Below are 23,679 nucleotides of genomic sequence, written 5' to 3'. Positions count from 1 at the left end.
ATGGAATATCGTTTCTCTGAACAGCAGCAAATGCTTAAGCATGCACTTCATTCATTGTTAAAAAAGGAAATGCCTATCGAAAAATTTAGTGAGGCTGCAGAAAAGAAAACGGGCTTCTCAAAAGAAGCGTGGAAAAAACTAGCTGAAAATGGATGGCTGGGTGTACTGGCCAAAGGGGAATTGCAAACTTTAGAAGATGTCTGCCCCCTTGACTTAATGTACTTAACCGAATCATTTGGAGAGAGGCCTTTTCCTGGACCCTATTCACTGGCAGCCGGCTTTATTGTTCCATTTTTGAGCCGGCTAAATTTAACGGACACTCAACGTAATTTGCTGATTCAATTCATTTCGGGTGAAAAGCTTATTACTGCTGCTTTACCTAAATTTGAAAAGTCCAAGAATATAATTGAATTCAATTGGCCTGAAATTGATATTTTAAAAGAAGAAAGCGGCCGAATCCAATTTAGCGGTAAAATCAAACATATCCAGTTTATTCAGCATGCAGATGCAGTGTTATTGCCCTTTGTAAATAAATCCAAGGGTATTTCTGTTGCTTTGCTTAACACCGAACTTAATGGAGTTAAGGTCATTTCCGATAACTCAGTCGATCTGTCGAAACCTCAGGGAACTCTAGAGCTGGATGGAATCTGGCTAGATAAAAATGATTTTATCGAAGGAGCTGACTGGGATGCTCAAGAATTATTAAATAAACAACTTGCCGATTATTTAATTTGTTTAAACGGTGAGATGATTGGCGGAGCAGATGAAGTTCTGAAAAAAACTATAAATTATGTTAAAGAAAGAAAACAGTTTGGAGTACGGGTTGGTTCCTTTCAAGCTGTAAAGCATTTGCTTGCAGATTTGCATGTAGGAATCGAGAAGGCCCGCAGCTATAGTGTGTACGCAGCATCCCAAACTGGAAATAATCCAAGTGAAACTTTATTAAATGTTATTACAAGCCGTCATTTTACTGCAGATATGTATAAAAAAGTTTGTGAAAATGCTATTCAGCTCCATGGGGGTATGGGGTTCACATGGGAAGAAAGTATACATTATTGGTACAAAGCATCAATGTATCAGCTGTCCCATATTACACAACCGGCTATGATGACTGAATTCATACTGCAAAACTTGCTTTTTAAATCTGAATATTCTAAAGAGCTGCAATACAATAGTCCTGAATAGATAAAGAGTTTCAGATTCTATTAATTATTGAATAAGTGGGTGAGAAAATGTCAATTAAAAACGCCGCGGCTATTGTAGGTGTAGGTGATGTTGAACTCGAAAAAGGCAAAGTGAAGGACGGGCAATCAGTTTTGCAGATTCAGGCTATTGCCGCAAAAAGAGCTTTAGAAGATGCCGGATTAAGTAAAGATGATGTTGATGGCATTTTTGTTGCAGGGCTATGGGGTCTGCCTGGAGTTGGTTCGTTTCCTTCCGTCATTTTATCCGAATATTTAGGTATCCAGCCTAAATATACGGATTCTACTCAAATAGGGGGATCGGCATTTGAAGCACATGTAGGCCATGCTGCTGCAGCTATTAAGTCAGGCTTATGTGAAGTAGCATTAGTTTTATATGGAAGTACACAACGTTCTGAAAAGTCCCGCACTTTAGCTGGAAGACCGCCTGTATTAACAGCTCAGTATGAAACACCTTTCGGATTGCCTTCTCCTGCTGGTTCTTATGCCATGGCTGCAGCTAGGCATATGCATCAATATGGAACCAAGCCTGAGCATCTAGCTGAAATAGCTGTAGCCACCAGGAAGTGGGCTCAATTAAATCCTTATGCGACAATGCGGGATCCATTATCCATAGATGATGTATTAAATTCCCCGATGATCAGTGACCCTCTACACCTTTTAGATTGTTGCTTAGTTACAGATGGTGCAGGTGCTCTCGTCATTGTATCACCTGAAAGAGCAAGAGACTGCCGGAAAAAACCAGTATGGATTTTAGGGCAAGGTGAATCACATAGTCATTGGTCTATACAGGCTATGCCTGATTTAACCGTAACTTCAGCGGCTCAATCCGGAAAAACTGCATTTGAAATGGCAGGTGTTACGCACGACGAGATTGATGTAGTGCAAATCTATGATTCCTTTACCATCACTGTATTATTAACATTGGAATCTCTTGGTTTCTGTAAACCTGGTGAAGGAGGAGATTTTATCAGCAATCAGCGTACAGCACCAGGCGGGGATTTCCCAATGAATACGAACGGCGGTGGTCTATCGTACGCTCATCCAGGGATGTATGGAATATTTTTATTAATTGAAGCAGTCCGTCAATTAAGAGGTGAGTGCGGTGAAAGACAAGTGAAAGATGCGAAACTTTCCCTTGTAAATGGAACAGGAGGAACTTTGTCCTCTACATCGGTTGTAATTTTGGGGAGGGATTAATCGTGACTGATCAAAATAAACCAATGCCTATACCTGATGGCGACTCAAATGTCTTTTGGCAAGGGTGTAAAGAAAACAAATTATTGATTCAAAAATGCAGTGATTGTTCAAAACATATTTTTTACCCTCGAATCTTATGCCCTAATTGTTTTTCTGAAAAAATAGAATGGGTAGAATCAACCGGAAAAGGAAAGGTCTATTCATACACAATTGCCCGAAGAGGCGGAGGGCCTGCATTCAAAGATGATGTTCCTTATGCTGTTGCGCTGATTCAATTGGATGAAGGAGTTCGGATGTTTAGTAATATTATTAATGCTGATGTTGAAGAGGTTAAATGCGATATGGCAGTTGAAGTAGTTTTTGTAGATTCAGGTGAGTTTACATTACCAAAATTTCAGCCTGCGGGAATCTTAAAATAACCTCGAATAATTATATTAAAATATTTTTTATATTTATTACTTGCAGATTTCATTTTCCAAACCTCCAGAATTTCACATAATAACTATAATGGAACCTCATGCTGGTGTTCCATTTTATTTTTATAAGGAAAAAATGTAAATTATGAAATTACTAAAAATACTGAATTTTTTAAAATTTCATTGACGAAAAAACATTTTGTATATAAAATTACTATAGGACATGAATGAAAGCGATTACTTTTTGGGGGTGGATACTAATATTTTCAAAGATTGATTTTTAATATCTTTTCTTGATCTATTAAAGGGGGAAACCAAATGTTGAAGAAAAAGATTCGTGTATTATTTACAATCTTTCTGCTTATGATATTGGCTGCTGGATGCGGCAGTAATAATACAGCTCAGAAATCAGCTTCAAATGCAAGTAAGTCTCCTGGCAGCTCAGGGGGTATGCCATCTCAAATGACATGGAGTGTATATGATGTTGGATCAGGCGGATACGCGGAAATGTCGGCAATAGCAAACGTACTTACTGAAAAAAATGGTTCCCAAATTAGAATGCTGCCATCAGCAAGCGGTGTTGGCCGTATGCTGCCTTTAAAAAATCAGCAAGCTTCCATTGGGAAGCTGGGTGACGAGATACAATTTTCGTTTGAAGGAATCAAGGAATTCGCTGACCAGGACTGGGGTCCACAAGATGTACGGGCATATTGGGCACCGATCAGCCAATTTGGATTTGCCGTCCGTGAAGATTCTGATATTAAATCTATTGCCGATCTAAAAGGCAAGAAGATACCGATGATTACAGGAAATGCTTCTGTGAATATTAAAAATGAAGCAATATTGGCATTTGCAGGATTATCACTGGACGATGTGGAGATTGTTAATTTAACTTCTTATGCTGGTCAAGGTGATGCACTAATTCAAGGTCAGATCGATGTTGCTGGTATAAATCCTACTGCTTCTTCCATGTTTGAAGCAGATAGTATGGGTGGTATTCGCTGGCTTGAGATGGACCCAGATGATTCTGAAGGATGGAAACGTGTTGAAGAGACAGCATCGTGGCTAATCCCTTATACAACAGATGGCGGTGCAGGTATGGAAGGCGACACGAATGTTATGGGACATGGTTATCTGGTTGGGGGTTATGCTAATCAAGATCCGAATTACATTTATGAATTGTTAAAATCTATGGATGAGAATTTTGACCAGTATAAAGATGCGCTTCCGAATTTAGCCCTTTACTCCAAGGATGAAGTACTAACAGAGCCGCGTGGAATCCCATTCCATGAGGGAACGATTAAATTCTTAGAGGAAAAGGGTCTGTGGGATGAAGAAAAGCAAGCTAAAAACGATGCCTTAATTGAAAGATTCGGAAAACTGCAGGAAGCTTGGGATCAAACTGTGAAGGAAGCGAAAAAAGAAAAAATTCCTGAAAAGGATTTTCAGGAATTCTGGTTAGAAAAAAAGGCTGAACTTGTTAAGTAAATTGTTATCTTAATGCTAAAGAATGTCAGTCTTTTGAAGCTGGCTGACATTCTTTTATATGTTAAAGCGCAGTTTTATTTAAACTATTAAAAGCTTGGGGGGATATAAATGCACGTAGTAGAAGAAAAGGAAACAGGCAGGCTAAATTCGTTTTGGAAAATAATAGTTGTGGTTTCTTCTTTGATTGGGATCTTTCTATCCGTGAATATGCTGTTTTATCTAGAACTGTTCGGAATAAATCCTATCCAGAATGCTTATCTAATCTATTTACTCGCTTGTTTCATGCCAATTGCATTTTTGATTTTTCCTGCAAGGAAAACCCATACTTCGTCAATCAAATGGTTTGATATTTTATTTTTTGCGGTTTCGTTAATCATTACTGTATATATTGGCCTTCAAGGCGAACGAATCATCATGGAAGGCTGGGATTGGAATGCACCCCCAGTTCCTACTTATTTCAGTCTTATCTTATGGGCACTTTTGCTGGAAGCCCTTCGAAGAACTGCTGGCCTTGTCTTATCACTAATCTGTTTAATAATTTCCCTGTATCCTCTTGTTGCATCTGATATACCTATTACTCTCCTTCAAGGTCAATCCTACGATTTTTTAACATTAGCAAGAAATCATATTATGAGTTCCAATAGTGTTTTTGGTATCGCATATACAACAATCGGGAATTTGCTTCTTGGATTTCTGGTGTTTGGTGTAGTAATTACTCGAACTGGCGGAGGGGATTTCTTTTTCAATTTAGCCCTATCATTATTCGGGAGAACACGTGGAGGATCAGCTAAGGTAGCAGTAGTTGGCAGTGCTTTCTTTGGCATGCTAAGCGGCAGTGCCGTTTCAAATGCTGTTACTATCGGAGCAATGACGATTCCAGCCATGAAAAAGACAGGCTACAAGCCGCACTATGCAGCAGCAATTGAAGCAACTGCTTCAACAGGAGGGACTATCACGCCTCCAATCATGGGTTCAGCAGCATTTATTATGGCTTCATTTTTGGCAACACCATATTACCAAATAGCTTTAGCAGCTGCAGTTCCTGCCTTTTTATATTATTTAGGATTATATATTCAAATCGATGGATATGCCGCAAGAAACAACTTAAAGGGTATGCCAAAAGAGGAGATTCCTTCCTTTTGGAAAACTCTAAAAAGCGGCTGGTACTATATATTCGCAATTGTTCTAATGATATTTTTCCTGGGAGTTCTTAATTCAGAGGGGCAAGCTCCTTATTATGCCAGTTTAGCGCTGATTATTATTGCAATGATTAAAAAAGAGACGCGAATGAACAAAAAGCAATTCTTTGATATGTTTGTTGAAATAGGTAAGGTATTGGCTGATATAGTAGTGATCATCGCAGGGGTCGGTTTTATTGTAGGGGCATTATCAGCTACAGGGGTTTCGTTTTCGTTTTCAAGAGAATTGGTTGCAGCAGCAGGGGATAACACTTTCCTTATCTTAATTGGCGGTGCAATAACCTGTTTTATTTTAGGGATGGGAATGACCGTTTCTGCTGTGTATGTGTTCCTGGCTATTATTATGGCACCTGCACTTATAGCCGTTGGTGTTGATCCTATTGCGGCACACTTATATGTGGTATATTGGGCAACCGTTTCATATATTACACCTCCTGTAGCATTAGCGGCATTTGCTACTGCAAGCATAGCTGGAGCAAGCCCAATGAAGACCGGTTTCCAAGCAGTTCAACTCGGTTCTGTAAAATTTATAGTTCCATTTTTTATGGTTTACAATCCATCCATCTTAATTGGACGCGGTGATCCAATGGATACAGTAATAAGTATCGTAGTGTCTGTTATTGGTATATCCGTCATTGCATTTGCATTAGAAGGATACCTATTAGGAGCAGGAATTTTAAATACTGCAGAAAGACTTCTATTGTTTGCTGCAGGACTATTTATGTTTTTCCCAAATGTTTATATGCCAATTATTGGAGCTGCTATAACAATACTTGTCTATTTATTTAAGATTAAGGTTTCGAAGATTCCATTAAATGTTAATAAAGAGGAAAACCAGGAGGTCTAAAAATGTCGAAAATAGAAGCAATCGAACGTTTTTTAAACCCTAAATCAATTGCTATTGTGGGTGTTTCGAGTGATTTTTCTTCAATTAGCGGAAAGCCTTTTAAGAATCTGCTTCTTCATCAATATAACGGGTACATATATCCAGTTAACCCAAAATACAAGGAGATAGAAGGAATGCCATGTTATTCCAGCATTTTAGATATTCCTGGGGATGTCGATGTGGCACTCATAGCAGTATCTTCAAAAAGAATGCTGCAAATTATTGAAGATTGCAAAAAGAAAAAAGTACGCAATTTAATTTTATTTGGTTCAGGTTTTGCTGAAGTTGGTGAAGAGGGCAGGCAGCTGCAGGAAACAGTGCTGGAAAAAGCTCGTGAAGCAGGCATTCATATTATTGGCCCTAACTGTGTTGGTCTGTTAAATGTAAAGGAATCAATTCCCTTGGGGTTTGCTACCTCTTTTGAAACAGAAAAAGGATTTCACTCAGGCAGTGTAGGCCTTGCCTCTCAAAGCGGTGCAACGGGATTTTCGCTGTTTGGATTGGCTCAAGAGGAGGGCATAGGTTTTTCTTATATCGTTAACACAGGAAATCAGATGGATATTCATTCCTTTGATTGCATGGAATATATGCTGGAAGATAAGGATACGAGCGTTGTTGCTGGCTATCTTGAGGGAATTCCTGATGGTGAAATGATGATTAAACTTTCGAAATCTTCCAAAAAATTGGATAAACCCCTGATTCTGTTAAAGGCTGGCCGTTCTGAGTTAGGAAGGCAGGCAGCCCTGTCTCATACTGCTTCTTTGACGGGATCCGAGGAGACATTCCAAGCAATAGCCAAACAGCACGGGATTATTACAGTAAACGATATTGATGACATGATTGATGCAATGAAAGTTTTCTCCCGTGGTAAACGAGTAAAAGGAAACCGGATTGTTACAATTTCAAACTCAGGAGCAGCAGGAATTGCAATGGCAGATTATAGTGAACCATTAGGATTGGAAATGGTTCGCTTGACAGGTAAGACAGAAGCAAAAATAAAATCAATTATTCCTCCTTATGGATCCGCATTAAATCCTATTGATGTTACAGCACAAGCTCTGAAAGAACAACACATTTTAACCGATACGCTTGAGCTATTAATTAAAGATGACCAAGTTGACGCTATTGTCTTTCAAACAACTTTTGGCGGAGAATTAGGAAAAAAAATCTGCCAAAAGATTGCTGAAATCGATCAGAAGACAGATAAACCTATTTTAGTTACCTTAACAGGTACAAGTGAACTAACAGGAGAAGGGCGAACAATATTACGAAACGCAAAGGTACCGGTATACCCTACAACTTATAAAACCATGCTTTCATTAAAATATCTGGTCGATTTTTCAATGTTTAATAAGAAATATGCTGAGCTCCAGAGTTCTGCAGATTTAAATAGAGTAAAAGAAGATATGTATGGTATTTGGACCGAAGATCGCGTGAAACAGGAATTAAAAACACTGGGAATACGTGTTCCGAATGGGATTGTTATTAAAGATCGCAAACAGTTGGAAGAGATAAAAGAAAATCTAAATTATCCTGTAGTCTGTAAAATAGTTTCTAGTGATATCCTGCATAAAACAGATGCAGGCGGAGTGAAAGTTAACATTTTGAATCCTGTTCAACTGGAAAGAGCATATGGCGAAATACTGAAAGCGGTAACCCAATACGCTCCAAACGCTCGTATCGACGGCGTTCTTGTAGAGGAAATGATAGAAGAAAAGGGAATAGAGATGTTTATTGGAGTAAAGCAGGATCCTCAATTTGGTTCATTAATTGTTTGTGGCCTTGGCGGTATTTTTATAGAAGTATTAAAGGATGTATCCATCCGAAAGGCGCCAGTTGATTTAAATGAAGCACATGAGATGTTAAAGGAGCTAAAGGGTTATCCTCTGCTGGAAGGAGTAAGGGGCGAAAAACCGCGTGATATTGCTGCATTTGCAGAAGCACTTTCCAAAATCTCACAGTACGCCTCACAAAATAACGGTCAAATTAGTGAAATGGATATTAATCCAGTTTGGGTTTTTGAAGAAGGAAAAGGAATTGCGGCTTTAGATGGCGTCATTGTTTGGAAAGAATGCTTAGGAAAATCTGTGACAATTTAACTCTGAAAAAAATTAATTTATTGGACCAGGAGAGATAGGAATGAATGGCTATACTGCAAGTTCTTACTTACAATGGTTAAAAGATGAATTTGAGGGTTCTCCATTTTGGGGCCATATGGGTATTACATTTGAACGTTTAGAGCCGGGAGATGTCATTATTAAAATGCCGGTCAAAAAAGAGCTTTTGAATTCTAATAGCGTCATGCACGGGGGAGCAATAGCTTCAATCTTAGATTCTATTATTGGAGCTACAATTCGATCAACCAGAGAAGTACGGGTGGCTACGATTTCATTAACAACGCAGTACGTTGCTCCGTTTACGGAAGGAACTTTATTTGCAAGCGCTGCCATAATTAACCCCGGGAAACGTATACAATATGTAGAATCTAAAGCCATGAACGATGATGGTGAAATAATCGGAACAGCTTTAGGAACGTTTGCGATATTGAAGTAGTCATCGCTTGAAGGGATAATTTCATACACAAAACTTTAAAGATTACGCAAGAAAAAATTTATGTAAATTAGCTGCAATTCTGAGGAGGATTATTATTGGACTTCCAAACGAAGATTGGTAAATCAGCACCAGATAAAATTTTTGTTCATGGCTACAATTTAACAGAGGACTTAATTGGAAATATTACTCTGGCAGATATGGCTTTTCTTGGTGCAATGCATCGCAAGCCAACTGAAAATGAATCTAAAATGCTTAATGCACTTTTAGTAGCTATTTGTGAGCATGGGTTTACGCCCAGCTCAATCGCCACCCGTTTAACTTACCTGGGGGCACCGGAATCTGTTCAATCCGCAGTAGCCGCAGGATTGCTTGGGGCGGGAACTGTTTATCTGGGTGCAATGGAGTATGTCGCCGAAATGCTTCAAAATGCCTTTCAAAAATATGGAGAAGAATACGATATTAAAGAATTAGCTTCAATCATAATAAATGAAAGACAAGAGAACGGGCAGCAGCTTCCAGGGTTTGGCCATCCTGTTCATAAACCTGAAGACCCCCGAACTGTCAAATTATTCGAGATTGCTGAAAAGTTGGGTTTTAATGGTAAAAACTCACAACTTCTTCAAGAGATTCATAGGCAGTTTTGTGAAAAAAAAGGAAAAACAATAACTTTAAATGCTGTTGGTGCAATTGGTGCCATAATGGCTGACATGGAAATAGATTACCGTGCTGTAAAATCATTTGCGGTAGCTTCAAGAGCTGTTGGATTAGTGGCTCATATTGTAGAAGAAATCGAACTTGGCAGAAAGGAAAGTATTGGCCAGCAGCTGTTCGATTACATTGAAGAACATACTGATTATAAAGGATAAATATTTGCTTTATTTAAAGGATCATACTCTGATATCAGAGTATGATCCAATTTTCATTTTGATATTACTGGAGGAGGGCTTATGGCAATCCAAACGGATATAACTAAATTGCTAGGGATTAAATATCCTATTATACAAGGCGGATTACAAGGCTTAGGACGTGAACCCCTCGTTTCAGCTGTTTCAGAAGCAGGAGGTTTAGGATTAATAACCGCAGGTACATACGCTACAAAAATGGAAATGATAAATGATATAGAACTCGTTCGTAAAAAAACAAACAAACCATTTGGTGTGAATCTGGCAATTGGAATCCGCAAACCTATGGACGAATATGTTGAGGGTGTTATTGAATCTGGGGTTAACATTGTTTTTACATCTGGCTATAGTCCAGCTAAATTTATGGATCAATTAAAAAAAGCGGGAGTTAAGGTTGTTCATGTTGTACCATCTGTTAAATTTGCCAGAAAAGCTGAGGAATTAGGATGTGATGCTGTTGTAATTGTTGGATACGAATGCGGTGGGCATCCCGGAGCAGATGAAGTTACCTCTATGGTGAAAATTCCTAAAGTTGTAGATGCTGTTGATATCCCAGTAATTGCAGCTGGCGGCTTTTCAGATGGCCGAGGGTTAATCGCAGCCTTATCGCTCGGAGCACAAGGGATACAAATGGGAACCAGATTTGTAATGAGTCAGGAGTCACCTCTGCCTGAAAATATTAAAGAACAATTAATTAGAGCCAGTATAACAGACACTTTGATTATTAAGCGATCTATCAATAAACCAAATAGGGTTTATAAAAATAAAGCTGCCCTTAAAGTACTTGAACTAGAAGACCAGAATGCCAAAATAGAAGAATTATTGCCGATTATTGGAGGTGAAGCTTATAAAGTACTGATTCACGAAGGTGAAATTGATGCAGGTGTATTGTCGATTGGCCAGGTAATTGGACGGATCAATCAAATTCCAAGCGTTCAGGAAATCATTAATGGAATCATTATAGAAGCAGAATCGGTAATAAAAAAAATGAATCAGTATTGGCAGCCAGTGGAGCTTTAATGCCGGGTGACCAGAAATAAGCTTTTACCTTTTTATGGAAAACGTTCTGTCCCTCATTCTTGTTAAAAGTTTAGCTTCTGAGAATTATAAAAAATTAGGAAGGAGAGGTTCTATTGGAATACAAATATCTTTTGGAGGAGAAACTAGGCAGCATTTCTATCCTCCGATTAAATAAACCTGAAATGCGCAATGCTTTAGTAATGGAAATGAGAATGGAATTGCTCTCTGCATTGGAAAAAGCAGAAAGTGATGACGAAATAAAATGTATCATTCTTACCGGTGAGGATAAAGCATTTTCTGCAGGAGGAGATTTATCTGCTCTTAAAGATATGAAACCACTTGAAGGCAGAAAAAGGCTTCAAAAATCTTTTCCCCTGTTAATAAAGATACTTGAGATTGAGAAGCCCATTATTGCCGCTGTCAACGGAGCAGCCGCTGGAGCGGGTTTTAGCCTTACTTTGCTGTGTGATTTAATAATTGCTTCAGATGAGGCTTTTTTTGTGCAAAGTTTTGTAAATGTAGGGTTAATACCAGACTTTGCAGCAATACATTTCCTTCCTATGTTAATTGGACCCCATCGGGCAAGAGAACTAATGTTTTTAGGTGAACGTATTTCTTCTTTTGAGGCAGAGCGTATAGGAATTGTTAATAGAGTTGTACCTGCTGAATCATTACTTAAAGAAACAATTGATATAGCAGAAAGGTTAACGAAAAAATCAAGCATATCTATAGGAATGACAAAAAAAATAATGAATCAGCACTTGCATAAGGATTTAAAAGTACTTTTGGAATTGGAAGCCCAAGGGCAAGACATCTGTTTTCAGACTGAAGATTTTAAGGAAGGTGTAAAAGCATTTTTTGAAAAAAGGGAACCAAACTTTATCGGAAAGTAACATAAATTAAGTTTTCCCGTTTTATTCATTGAGGACGGCGGAGTCATTAATTTCGTCATTAGTATGATATTAATTAATTTGCAAAGGGGTTAAAAGATGAAAGAGATATTAAACGAACTGAAACCAGAAGCTAAACTAGGTGGAATGCCAGAGCCTAGAGGACTTAATTTTTATGACATAGATTCGAATCTGGATTTTTTAATTCGTTTCTACGTTTCGCAAGAAGAATATAAACGCGCTCTGCCTCTTTTATCAAACCTTGGTGCTGTCGCCGGTGGAGAATTGGATGATTTATCCAGGGAAGCCGATCGTCATCCACCGGAATTAAATCATTTCAATAAATATGGAGAACGGGTTGATCATGTGAAATATCACCCTGCTTATCAACAAATGGAGGAAATTGGGTACAGCCAGTTTGGGCTTGCAGCAATGTCTCATCGGCCTGGTGTAATGGGGTGGCCAACTCGGTTTTCAAGACTATTAAAATATTCTTTCTGGTATTTATTTGCTCAATCCGAATTTGGACTTTGCTGTCCTATGAGCATGACCGATTCTGCAGCTAGAGTCATAGATCAATTTGCCTCACCAGAAATTAAGAAATCTTTTTTATCACGGTTGACAAGCACAGATATGAGCAAGCTTTGGACGGCTGCTCAATTCATGACAGAAAAACAAGGCGGCTCCGATGTTGGGGAGAATACTTTAGTGGCTAAAAAGGTTGGGGATCATTGGGAGCTTTGGGGTGATAAATGGTTTTGTTCAAATGTAAGTGCTGATGTTGCTTTAGTATTAGCCCGCCCAGAAGGAGCTGAAAAAGGAACAAAAGGATTGGCTATGTTTTTGGTGCCAAAAAAGCTGGAGAACGGAGAGCGGAACCGATATTGTATAAACCGGCTGAAAGATAAGCTGGGCACAAAGGACATGGCTTCGGGGGAGGTTTCTTTTGAAGGTGCGACAGGATATGTAGTCGGTAATATTGATAATGGATTTAAGCAAATGATGTCTATGGTAAATTCATCCCGGCTATCCAATGCAGTTCGTTCAGCTGCAATGATGAGGAGAAGCTTTTTAGAAGCACAATATACAGCCAGAGGGAGAAAAGCCTTTGGCCATGCACTTATCCAATTGCCATTGATGAAAGAGAATATATTTGAAATACTTCTTGATACTGAAGCAGCAGCTTCAATGATCTTTTACACTGCTGATATTTTTGATAAAGCAGATAGCGGAAATGAGGAAAATAAGATCTTATTACGAATATTAACACCTTTGCTTAAAGGTTATATCTGCAAGCGCGCTCGCTATATAACAGCAGAAGCAATGGAAGTACGCGGAGGAAACGGATATATAGAAGAATGGGTTAATCCTAAACTAGTCCGAGACGCCCATTTAGGCTCCATTTGGGAAGGTACCACTAATATTGTTGCACTAGATGTGATAAGAGCTATAAATAAAGACCACGCTGGTAATGTGTTTATAAGGGATTTTAAAAAGCGGCTCTCCAGTTTGGAAGATGTTTTTGTGAGGCGTGCCGCAAAAATTTGCCTGATGAAAGCGGAAATATTGCAAAAACAATTTGATTCAATTGTCTTGAATCAAACATTTGAACATGAAATATCAGCAAAACGCTTAATGAATTATATGTATCATATCTGTGTTTCCAGTCTGCTGCTGCAAGAAGCGGATTATCAGATCTCGAATAATGGCGGATACAGAAAGCTGTTTATGTTTATGCATTATTTTCAAAGATACGTTCAATCTTCCACTGAAACAAGTATTTTTGATAGATCATTAAATAAGTGGTTAGAGCTAATAATTGACTGGGGAAACATACCCTCTGAAGCTGTAAATGAACTCTTAAATGAATTAGAGACTTGTATATTAAAAAGCTGTGTTTGAATGAACTGCTTCTGCTTAGATTATAGTTTTTAGAAATATATATTTAAATAGGGAGGAGCTTTAAATATGCATAATAAAATTTACACTTTCGATACAACGTTAAGGGACGGGGAACAAACACCAGGTGTCAATTTAAACCTGAAAGAAAAAGTTGAAATAGCCTTGCAGCTGGAAAAATTGGGTATTGATATTATTGAGGCAGGTTTTGCTGCTGCGTCTCCCGGAGATTTAAAAGCAGTCCGCGCTGTAGCAAAAGCAGTGAAAGAGCAAATAGTGGTGAGTTTGGCAAGAACAAATAAAGAGGATATTAATGCTGTTGTAAATGCTTTTGAAGGGATAAAAAATGTTGGAATTCATATTTTTATAGCTACCTCTCCAATTCATATGGAGAAAAAATTAAATTTAACAGAGGAACAAGTGATATTAAAATCAATAGAAGCAGTTCGGTATGCAAGGCAATTTTTTGAACATATTGAATTCTCCTTCGAAGATTCAACCCGTTCCGATATTAACTTTTTATGTTCTATTTCTGAAAGTGTAATTGAGGCTGGAGCTAAAGTATTAAATTATCCGGATACTGTAGGATATACTACTCCATGGGAATATAGTGAAAGATTTAAAATACTAAAAAATCGTGTAAAAGGAATTGATAAGGTAATATTAAGCTGCCATTGCCACAATGACCTTGGAATGGCAACTGTAAATTCTCTTGCAGCAATAGAAGCTGGAGTTAATCAAGTCGAAGGGTGTCTGAATGGCATTGGAGAAAGGGCGGGTAATGCTCCTTTAGAGGAAGTTGCTTTAGCACTGGAGACTCGCTATGACTATTTCCGGAAGAAAACAACGATGAATCTTAAGGAAATAGCTAAAACGAGTAAGCTTGTAAGCCGTTTAACAGCCATGCCAATTTCCGCTACAAAGCCAATTATTGGGGATAATGCTTTTGCACATGAATCCGGTATCCATCAGGACGGAGTTTTAAAAGATAAAGAGACTTATGAAATAATGAAACCAGAAACAGTCGGCTTAAAAGAAAGCAGCCTTATTTTAGGGAAGCTTTCCGGCCGGCATGCATTAAGGGGAAAATTGGCTGAGCTTGGCTATAGTTTAAGTGATGAGGAATTATCCTTTGTATTTAAAAAGTTCAAGGAACTAGCAGACCGAAAGAAACAGATTTTAGATGAGGATATAATCACATTGCTGGATAAGGAAATAACGAATGAAATTGAATTCTATAAATTGAAAGCACTTTATATCTCATATTCCACACCGGAACAGCCATATGCATCCGTTCAATTATATGATAAAAACGAACTGGTGCGAGAGGAAGGCGCATTTGGCAACGGTGCAGTAGATGCTATTTTTAATGCTATTGATCAAATCATTGATTTAAATATTGAATTACTTGATTATAAAATTCTTTCTGTTACAAAGGGGAAGGATGCTCAAGGAGAAGTTTATGTGCAAATGAAAAACGAGGAGACAGTATCACAGGGGCGGGGAATAAGTATAGATATCCTTGAAGCAAGTGCTAACGCATACATTATGGCAGTTAATCGAATTAAAAATAAAATTGAACAAAAAGTTTCATTTTAATATTTATAACATTCTTTTAAAAATAAGTTGCTGATTTTTTTTGGAAATAAAATAAATAATGTCATCTTGATAGAAGGAATGTTAATCATTAATATTCCTTTATTTTTTATTGCACTTAGTACCTCTAGATTAAGTACAGATGAAGGAGAAGGAAAGAATTTAGTAATGTTCTCTGACCTTGGCCAGAAGAGATTGAAGAAGAGGGAGGACGTTTAGATGATTGTGGCTAATGAAATCTTAAATCTATATGATTTATGTGATAAGGAAGATTCAGCATTAACTTCAAAGAGGTTCACTCCATGAAAAAGGATGTATATTATGGATGGTACATAGTTGCCTCAGCATCCGTCATAGTGCTTCTCACCATGGGACTTCGAATGGGAATTGGTCCGCTTGTTAATCCGATAATGCTCGATTTTGGATTATCCAGAACAGAGTTCTCCATCATCGCTGCAATTGGCATGATTATTTATGGTATAGGAATGCCTCTCGCCGGATTGCTTTTAAAAAGTTATAGTACAAAATTTGTTTTGTTAACCGGCTTGCTTACAGTTTGTTTATCAATATTATGGACAATAAACTCAGGAGGATTTTTCTCATTACTCTTTTCCTTTGGAATTTTTCTTTCACTAGGTCTTTCCTTTTTAAGTAATATTACTTTAGCTCCAATCGTCAGCAAGTGGTTTGTTCTCAAAAGGGGAAAGGCACTCTTCTATCTTTCTACAGGCGGTATGGCTGGAATTGCAGTCATGACTCCTGTTGAAGCTATATTAATTGATTTGGTTGGCTGGCAGCAAACACTTCTATTTTTTGCTGTGTTATTCATATGTGTAGTGCTTCCATCAGCAATTTTTGTAATACGGGAAGATGTACCTGAGGGTGCAGATGGTTCCGTTTTTCATAGGAATACAATTTTGAAGGATATACAGCCGGAAATTACTTGGAAAGAAGCTATTAAAACAAAGACGTATTGGCAGATTGTATTTGGGATGTTTGCCTGTGGTTTTGGCATGAACCTTATGGGATCCCATGCGGTACCTATGTTAGTGGATCATCATTTTAAGCCTATGACTGCTTCCTACGGTGTCGGGACAATTGGAGCTGTAGCTATATTCAGCACCTTATTCTTAGGATCGATTGCAGATCGCTACCCAAGAAAAAATATTCTCTTTTGGGTCTATTTAGTCCGCGGAGCAGGTTTCCTTGGTTTAGTATACGCAGCAAATCCATGGCAGCTGTTTCTTGTATCCGTTACTGGCGGCTTGGTATGGGCAGGGTCCATAGCAATATCATCTGCCATTCTAGGCGATTTATATGGAATTCAACTTCTGGGAATATTAAATGGCTGGGCTTTTTTAGTACATCAGATAGGAGGGGCTATTGGATCTTTTATTGGAGGATGGGGATTTGAAAGGTTTGACACTCATTTAATTTCTTTTGGATTAGCGGCTGTATTTGCATTTCTTGCAAGCTGGGCGTCCTTCAAATTACCCGAGAAACTCCGGTACGTTCAGAATACGAATATTAGTGGCGGTCAAGCTGTCATTAATAATAAGAGATAAAATGTTCAAGAAACTTCGGATTCCATTTAAACCAGAAATAATTAATCTCCAAACTTTTTTACAATAATGTATTAGTTGAAATATAGAGGAGGATTTAGATGATATATCAAAACATTTTAGTCAAGAGAAATAGTCGGCTTGCTTATATAATAATAAATCGTCAGGAGGTTAGAAATGCACTTAATTCGGAAACGGTTGATGAAATTCAAAGCGCTCTTAACGAGTTGGAATTGGATGAATCAATACGATGTATTGTTTTTACTGGGGCAGGAGAAAAATCCTTTGCTGCAGGCGCAGATATTTCACAGCTAAAGGATAGAACAGCAATAGAAACATTAAGAAATAGAGGGATGCAGCAGGTTTATGAATATATTGAAAGCTATCCTAAACCTACTATTGCCATGATTAATGGCTATGCGCTTGGAGGCGGCTGCGAGCTTGCCATGGCATGTGACATTCGAATTGCTTCGGAAAATGCAAAACTTGGCCTGCCGGAATTAAATTTATCTATCATTCCAGGAGCAGGCGGGACACAAAGATTGGCACGTCTTGTAGGGAAAGGAAAGGCATTAGAAATGATTCTGACAGGAAAAATCATCTCTGCTGAAGAGGCAAAAATGAGTGGACTTGTTTCAGAAGTTGTTTTACCTAATAATCTACAGGAAAAAACAGAGGAAATTGCTGAGTGCATTATTAATAAAGGCCCGCTAGCAGTCCAGCTCGCTAAATTATCAATAAATTCCGGAACAGAAACCGATTTGAAAACGGGACTTGTATTAGAAAAACTAGCCCAGGCATTTTTAATGTCAACTGAAGATAAAAAAGAAGGAACACTGGCATTTCTGGAAAAAAGAAAGCCAAAATTTCATGGGAAATAGGTGCAAAAGGATAAAAGTATTGCATTAGTATGCTTCTCAAGAGTGAATGAGGTAAAACAAAAACTAAGAGTAGAAGATTTGAATATATGAAAATTTAAGAATATTCATAATAATAATTGAAATTGTAGATTGGATACAGTATCCTATTTATATAAAGCTAAGAATTTTCCAACAAATCAATGGGGGAATAGTGCATGAAGTTAGTAAACGAAGTAACGATCTATGAAGTCGGTCTTCGGGATGGGCTTCAGCTTGAATCGAAAGTACTGACAGCAGAAGAGAAGCTTGATGTATTTAATTTATTGGATGAAGCAAAGGTTTCTGAGGTTGAGTTTGGTTCTTTTGTCCATCCCAGATTGGTTCCGCAAATGGCGAACACGTCAGATTTCTATTCTCAAATTCAGCAGCATGAGGCAAACATGGAGCTTGTTGCCCTTGTCCCTAATTTAAAAGGGCTAGAAATTGCAAAAGAAAATGGAGTACGGTCAGTTAATTATGTTTTATCAGCGAGTAATACGCATAATCAGCAGAATGTCCGCCAGACAACAGAAGAATCCCTGAACAGCTTTAAGGTTTTATCTCAGTTTGCATCTGAAAATGATATTGGATTGAATGTAACAGTTGCAACTTCATTTGGCTGTCCATTTGAAGGAACAGTCCCCCAGAATCGCATCATGAAAATATTAGATACTCTCCTTTTACATAACATCAAAAGAATTACACTTGCAGATACAACTGGCATGGCTAATCCGAAACAGGTTTATGACTTAACAAAAGCAGCTGCAGATGAATGGAGAAATTTTGAATTTGGCTGTCATTTTCATAATACAAGAGGCATGGGAATGGCAAATATTCTTGCCGGTATGGAGGCGGGAATCAGCATTTACGATGCATCAATAGGAGGTATTGGAGGCTGCCCATTTGCGCCTGGTGCTACAGGTAATGTATGTACAGAAGATGTAGTTCACATGCTGGAGGAAATGGGGGTAAGAACATCTATTGATCTTGATGCGCTAATTGCTGCTTCCCATAAATTAAAAGAAATACTTGGACATGATTTGCCGGGGCAAGTAGCAAAAGCAGGAAAAAGCTCTCGAAAGTATCCGGTACCAAACTGAAACTATAATGAAGGGATGAGTTAGATGCTAGTGCAAACGTATGAAACTATTAAACTCGAAAGTCCTCAAAATCATCAAGGCATTTTGCAAATAACTTTATACAGGCCCAATTCAATGAATGCCATGAATACAAAAATGGCATTGGAATTAATTGAAGTGCTCGATGAATTAAAATATGACGAGCATGTAAGGGTTCTCATTATAACGGGTTCTGGGACGAGGAGTTTTTGTGTAGGAGCCGATCTTAAAGAACGGAATGGAATGTCACAGAAAGAGTGGAAACAACAGCATGACTATTTTGAACAAGTAACTGAGAAAATCCGCGAGTTTCCTTTTCCAATAGTTGGAGCCATAAATGGATATGCATTAGGAGGCGGAATGGAAATTGCTCTAAGCTGCGATATTAGAACTGCGGCTCCGCATGCAGGAATGGGCCTTCCTGAATCTAAATTAGGCCTAATTCCGGGTATTGGGGGAACACAGCTTCTCCCGCGTATCATTCCTATAGGATTGGCTAAGGAAATGCTTTTCACGGGCAAACGGATTAGTGCTGAAGAAGGGAAGCAGCTTGGAATCATTAATCATATTTTCTCTGCTGAAACACTCATAGAAGAAACGGCTAAACTGGCTGAAACTATAGCTGCTAATGCGCCGCTTTCTTTAAAGGCTTTAAAGAAAGCAGTCAATAAAGGAACAGAAACAGATTTAGCAACAGGTCTGGCATTTGAACTGGAGGCTTATTATAAATGTGCAAATTCTGAAGATCGTTTAGAAGGCATCTATGCATTTAATGAAAAGCGCCCGCCTCAATGGAAAAGTAAGTAAAAAAATTAATTTCAAATAATTGGAGGGAACAGAGATGGCAAATAATACACAAACAATAGAAGATACTGAACATGAAATGATTAGGAAAAGTGTTCGCACTTTATGTGAGCGCTTTCCTGAAGAATACTGGAGAGATACAGATGAGAGAGATGCCTACCCAACGGCATTTGTCAAAGCCTTGACTGACGAAGGCTGGCTGTCGGTGCTAATTCCTGAAGAATATGGCGGCGCTGGGCTGGGGATGAAAGAAGCAGGCATAATCTTAGAGGAGATTAATCGCTCAGGCGGGAATGCAGGAGCTTGCCATGCTCAAATGTATACAATGGGTGCATTGCTTCGGCACGGAAACGAGGAGCAAAAGCAAAGGTTTCTTCCCAAAATTGCCAGCGGTGAATTAAGGCTTCAGGCTTTTGGCATTACTGAACCAACTGCAGGAAGTGATACAACAAGCATCCAAACTTTTGCTGAGAGAAAGGGAGACAAATATATCGTTCATGGGCAAAAAATTTGGACCTCCCGTGCTGAGCATTCAGATTTAATGATGCTCCTGGCTAGAACGACACCGAAAGACCAGGTGCAAAAGAAAACAGATGGACTGAGCCTTTTTATTCTGGATATGAAGGAACAGGCAGATAAAATTGATATCCGGCCAATTGATACGATGATCAATCATGCTACCACCGAAGTATTTTTTGAAGGGGCTGAGATTCCAGCTGAAAACCTGATTGGCGAAGAAGGCAAAGGCTTCCGCTATGTCCTTGGCGGAATGAATGCAGAACGCATTTTAATTGCCTCTGAATCGATCGGAGATGGAATGTATTTTGTTGATAAATCGGTTCAATATGCGAATGAGCGTGTCGTATTTAACAGGCCAATCGGGCAAAATCAAGGAGTTCAATTCCCTATTTCCAGGTCCTATATGGATATTCAGGCGGCGAAATTAATGCGTGATAAGGCAACTGAGATGTTTGATGCGGGTATGGATTGCGGTGCTGAGGCAAATATGGCTAAATACCTTGCATCAGAAGCCACCTGGCGTGCAGCCAATGCAGCCATGGACACATATGGCGGATATGGTTTTGCTAAGGAATACAATATTGAACGGAAATTTAGGGAAGCCCGGCTGTTTATCGTCGCTCCTATTACCAACAATCTCGTAGTAAGCTATGTCGGCCAGCATGTTCTAGGGCTGCCGCGCTCATTCTAAAAACAAAAATCCGAGGGCCATTATAATATTTGGTCCTCTCTTTAATAAGAAGGAGGAACCAGGATGGCAGGACCGTTGACAGGCATCACAGTTGTGGATGTTACAACAAATATTTCCGGACCTAGTTTAACCATGATTCTCGCAGACTTAGGTGCTGAAATCATCAAAATTGAAAGGCCGGTTACTGGAGATGACTCAAGGGGGATGGGACCCTTTTGGGAAGGTGAAGGTGTTTATTTCCTTCATATAAACCGCAATAAAAAATCTGTTGTCATTGACCTCAAGCAGGATGATGGCCGAAAAATAGTTTATGATCTTGTAGAGAAGGCTGATGTTTTTGTAGAGAACTTCCGTTTTAAAAAAGCGGAAAAAATGGGGCTTGGTTATGAAAAATTAAAAGAAATCAATCCTTCACTTGTTTATTGTTCCTTATCTGCTTATGGGCAGAATGGTCCTTTGCGTGAACGATCCGGGTACGATGCAATCGCCCAGGCGGATTCCGGCATCATCGGGATTAACGGGGCAGAAGGTTCAGAGATTGCAAGAGTTCCAGTATCTGTGCTGGATCAGGGAAGTGCCATGTGGGGAGCCATTGGCATTCTTTCTGCCCTCCTCCATAAAGAAAAAACAGGCGAAGGCCAGCTGGTCACAACCTCTCTCTATGAAACAGGCGTTTTTTGGGTTGGCTACCATATGTTATCATGGCTTGCTACAGGGGATGAGCCTAAAAAGAATGGTGCTGGCCACACAGCTTTTGCACCATATGGGGCATTTTATGCAAGCGATTCACCCGTCATGATTGGAATATCCAATAATTCATTATTCAGCCGTTTATGCAAAGTGCTTGGCAAAGAGGAATGGGTTACAGACACTCGATATGAGACGAACCCTAAAAGAGTTGAAAATCGGGAGAATTTGAGAGTAGCCATTGAAAATATCCTGCAATCAAAACCTGCTGAAGAGTGGGTACAGCTTTTGGCAGAAGCCGGGGTACCGTGCTCTAAGGTAAAAAAGATTTCAGAAGTAGTAGGGGATGAGCAGGCTGAAGCCATCAAAATGTGGGAGTGTGTGGAACATTCGAGCATCGAAGGGTTTAAGCTTCCCCGGCTTCCATTTGAACTAAGTACCTCAAGAGCTGGGATTAAACAAGGCCCACCCAAGCTGGGAGAAAACTCAAAGGACATTTTAAAAATGCTTGGGTATGATGAAGCGAAGGTTGAGGACCTGTTAAATAATAAAATCGTTCAAACACATGAAGAAAAAGCACAAACCCGGTAAATGAAATGCTATTTAGGGAGAGAGAAGAGAAAGGAGTGCATAGCGCAGGGGAGGTTCCGTTCTCATCAGGTAAAGTTTATGAACAGAAGCCAACTGGAGAGTTTAAAAGAACGCCCAAACTCCTGGCCAAAATGCCAGGAGTTTTTTATTGGTCTTTTATATATTTTTGAATTTTTCTATAGGCAGTTGATTGATTTATGCCAAGGGCTTTGCCGACTTTATAGGAGCTTCGGTATTTTTTATAAGCTTTTATTATTAATTGTTCCTCCAATTCCTCGTGTGCCTGCTTTAGGGTGCAAATTTCATTAATCTGGACTGTAAATTGCTTATGGCCGTTTGGTGAGCTAACAATCTTTTGCGGCAAATCGGTTAACTGAATTTCATCCCTGTCGGCGATAACAACCAAACGCTCCATTAAATTCTCCAATTCTCTTACGTTTCCAGGCCAACTGTAATTAATTAGCTTATTTTCTGCTTTCAGGCTGAGATAGGCAGATGTTCCATATTTTTTATTGTATTTTTCTAAAAAGTGATCCATTAAGTATGAAATATCCTCTGGTCTTGTATTTAAAGGAGGAATATAAATGGGTATCACATTTAAGCGGTAAAATAAATCTTCTCTGAATGTTCCGTCCTCCACCATTGTTTCCAGGTCTTTATTTGTTGCCGCAATAATTCTGGTATCTACGGGTATTGCTCTGGTTCCGCCAATCCGCTGAATTTCATTTTCCTGAAGGGCTTTTAATAGTTTTACCTGAAGGTTAAGGGGCATTTCGCCTATTTCGTCCAAAAATAATGTACCGCCATTTGCCGCTTCGAATAATCCTTTTTTGCCTTCTTTTTTCGCACCTGTAAAGGCGCCTGGTTCGTACCCGAAAAGTTCTGATTCAATAAGGGGCTCCGGTATTGCACCGCAATTTATATGTATGAAAGGCTGCTCCCTTCTTTTGCTTTTATTATGTATGTGAGATACGATTACACCTTTTCCAACTCCGGATTTTCCTGTAACAAGAACAGTAGAATCAACCTTTGCGATTTTATCTGCCATTTTCACTATTTTTCGCATATCGGGTGAAAAAGAAATAAAATCTTCTTCTTCTTTATTATGAAACCGCCTTAATTCTTCAAGCTCTTCCTGAAAGCTTTCAAGTAAATGTTCTGTACGCTCAATCTTGTTGCGAAGCTGTTTGATTTCAGTCAGGTCCCTTGAGGTAAAAACTATGAACTCTATATTTCCTTCTGTGTCCAAAGAGGGATTTCCTATGCAATGAATAGTTTGCCCTGTTCTTGTTCTTTGTATCATTGATACCCGCTCTTTCCGCTCTTTAACAATCGGAAACAAAGAGGGGGAAAATAATCCTTTACTCGCCAGTTCCTCTGTATTTTTTCCCACTATTTCAGCTGCCTTCATCCCATAAAACGCCTCACCTGCTGGATTCACTTTAAGTACTGTACCAATGCCGTCAGTAACAAAGATTTCATCAAAACAGGTATTAATAATGGTTTCTAATTCATGATTCAAATTCTTATATAATGTAAGCTCACAAATTTCCATAA

General features: G+C 38.8%; 19 protein-coding genes. 18 read left to right on the top strand and 1 reads right to left on the bottom strand.

Annotated elements, in window-relative coordinates; all coding sequences use genetic code 11:
• From QUF73_06345 to QUF73_06260, 18 genes are all read left to right on the top strand, one after another.
• Positions 1–1,185 carry an acyl-CoA dehydrogenase family protein gene (locus QUF73_06345; protein MDM5225829.1) on the top strand — a complete coding sequence of 395 codons (1,185 nt, stop codon included), beginning with the start codon at positions 1–3 and terminating at the stop codon, positions 1,183–1,185.
• Positions 1,186–1,232: 47 nt separating this feature from the next.
• On the top strand, positions 1,233–2,402 hold the full coding sequence (locus QUF73_06340) for an acetyl-CoA acetyltransferase (protein MDM5225828.1): 1,170 nt from the start codon (positions 1,233–1,235) through the stop codon (positions 2,400–2,402).
• A 2-nt stretch (positions 2,403–2,404) separates the two neighbouring features.
• Positions 2,405–2,821, top strand: a complete 417-nt coding sequence (locus tag QUF73_06335) for a Zn-ribbon domain-containing OB-fold protein (GenBank protein ID MDM5225827.1) — start codon at positions 2,405–2,407, stop codon at positions 2,819–2,821.
• Between the two features lie 315 nt (positions 2,822–3,136).
• Complete coding sequence (locus tag QUF73_06330) at positions 3,137–4,306, top strand: TAXI family TRAP transporter solute-binding subunit (GenBank protein ID MDM5225826.1); 1,170 nt, start codon at positions 3,137–3,139, stop codon at positions 4,304–4,306.
• Between the two features lie 108 nt (positions 4,307–4,414).
• On the top strand, positions 4,415–6,352 hold the full coding sequence (locus QUF73_06325; protein MDM5225825.1) for a TRAP transporter permease: 1,938 nt from the start codon (positions 4,415–4,417) through the stop codon (positions 6,350–6,352).
• 2 nt (positions 6,353–6,354) lie between these two features.
• The gene (locus tag QUF73_06320) at positions 6,355–8,490 is read left to right on the top strand and encodes an acetate--CoA ligase family protein (GenBank protein ID MDM5225824.1); all 2,136 of its coding nucleotides are present in this window, start codon (positions 6,355–6,357) and stop codon (positions 8,488–8,490) included.
• A gap of 40 nt (positions 8,491–8,530) precedes the next feature.
• Positions 8,531–8,944 carry a PaaI family thioesterase gene (locus QUF73_06315; protein ID MDM5225823.1) on the top strand — a complete coding sequence of 138 codons (414 nt, stop codon included), beginning with the start codon at positions 8,531–8,533 and terminating at the stop codon, positions 8,942–8,944.
• Between the two features lie 95 nt (positions 8,945–9,039).
• Complete coding sequence (locus tag QUF73_06310) at positions 9,040–9,810, top strand: citryl-CoA lyase (GenBank protein MDM5225822.1); 771 nt, start codon at positions 9,040–9,042, stop codon at positions 9,808–9,810.
• Positions 9,811–9,891: 81 nt separating this feature from the next.
• Complete coding sequence (locus tag QUF73_06305; protein ID MDM5225821.1) at positions 9,892–10,866, top strand: nitronate monooxygenase; 975 nt, start codon at positions 9,892–9,894, stop codon at positions 10,864–10,866.
• Between the two features lie 113 nt (positions 10,867–10,979).
• Entirely contained in the window at positions 10,980–11,759 is a 780-nt protein-coding gene (locus tag QUF73_06300; protein ID MDM5225820.1) for an enoyl-CoA hydratase-related protein, read from the top strand.
• A 96-nt stretch (positions 11,760–11,855) separates the two neighbouring features.
• Positions 11,856–13,658 (top strand): acyl-CoA dehydrogenase family protein, encoded by a 1,803-nt coding sequence (locus tag QUF73_06295; protein MDM5225819.1) that lies wholly within the window; start codon positions 11,856–11,858, stop codon positions 13,656–13,658.
• A 66-nt stretch (positions 13,659–13,724) separates the two neighbouring features.
• Positions 13,725–15,254 (top strand): 2-isopropylmalate synthase, encoded by a 1,530-nt coding sequence (locus QUF73_06290; GenBank protein ID MDM5225818.1) that lies wholly within the window; start codon positions 13,725–13,727, stop codon positions 15,252–15,254.
• A gap of 299 nt (positions 15,255–15,553) precedes the next feature.
• Entirely contained in the window at positions 15,554–16,816 is a 1,263-nt protein-coding gene (locus QUF73_06285) for an MFS transporter (protein MDM5225817.1), read from the top strand.
• Positions 16,817–16,914: 98 nt separating this feature from the next.
• A complete protein-coding gene (locus QUF73_06280; GenBank protein ID MDM5225816.1) occupies positions 16,915–17,694 on the top strand; it encodes an enoyl-CoA hydratase-related protein in 780 nt (259 codons plus the stop codon).
• 194 nt (positions 17,695–17,888) lie between these two features.
• Entirely contained in the window at positions 17,889–18,812 is a 924-nt protein-coding gene (locus QUF73_06275; protein ID MDM5225815.1) for a hydroxymethylglutaryl-CoA lyase, read from the top strand.
• Positions 18,813–18,836: 24 nt separating this feature from the next.
• A complete protein-coding gene (locus tag QUF73_06270; GenBank protein ID MDM5225814.1) occupies positions 18,837–19,637 on the top strand; it encodes an enoyl-CoA hydratase-related protein in 801 nt (266 codons plus the stop codon).
• Between the two features lie 34 nt (positions 19,638–19,671).
• Positions 19,672–20,844 carry an acyl-CoA dehydrogenase family protein gene (locus QUF73_06265; GenBank protein MDM5225813.1) on the top strand — a complete coding sequence of 391 codons (1,173 nt, stop codon included), beginning with the start codon at positions 19,672–19,674 and terminating at the stop codon, positions 20,842–20,844.
• 63 nt (positions 20,845–20,907) lie between these two features.
• Positions 20,908–22,122 (top strand): CaiB/BaiF CoA-transferase family protein, encoded by a 1,215-nt coding sequence (locus QUF73_06260; protein ID MDM5225812.1) that lies wholly within the window; start codon positions 20,908–20,910, stop codon positions 22,120–22,122.
• Between the two features lie 145 nt (positions 22,123–22,267).
• On the opposite strand, the gene QUF73_06255 is transcribed toward QUF73_06260, so the two are convergent.
• Positions 22,268–23,677 (bottom strand): sigma 54-interacting transcriptional regulator, encoded by a 1,410-nt coding sequence (locus QUF73_06255; GenBank protein ID MDM5225811.1) that lies wholly within the window; start codon positions 23,675–23,677, stop codon positions 22,268–22,270.
• Positions 23,678–23,679 lie beyond the last annotated feature (2 nt).

Source organism: Cytobacillus sp. NJ13, from assembly GCA_030348385.1.
GTDB lineage: Bacteria > Bacillota > Bacilli > Bacillales > Cytobacillaceae > Cytobacillus.
The sequence above is the reverse complement of the archived record's forward strand: the minus strand, read 5'-3'. Positions and strand labels throughout refer to the sequence as shown.